Consider the following 229-nt stretch of genomic DNA (forward strand, 5'->3'; position numbering starts at 1 on the left):
GTAAGCTTGGTCTGCCTCGGCTCGCCGTCTAAGAGCAGGGCTGAAAATGTTTTCAAGGCAACCAGGCCAGAATTTTTCATCAACCTTCAAGCTGCGCATCAATGCAGTTAGATCCGGATTTAAAGGCAGGCGACACCAGTAAACGCCATTGCTATTGTGCCTGATCCACTTTCCTCCCTTGTTCAGATCTTTGTTTGCAAGCAGCTCGCGACCTTCAAGGTCATTATCG

Annotated in this window: 1 protein-coding gene; it reads right to left on the minus strand. The window is 48.9% G+C overall.

Annotated features, from left to right (window positions below):
- On the minus strand, positions 1-229 hold a 229-nt coding region (locus tag SB717_RS40105; RefSeq protein WP_410908963.1), incomplete at both ends, for a hypothetical protein.

Origin of the sequence: Priestia sp. SIMBA_032, from assembly GCF_046535215.1 — a bacterium.
GTDB classification, from domain to species: Bacteria; Bacillota; Bacilli; order Bacillales; family Bacillaceae_H; genus Priestia; species Priestia aryabhattai.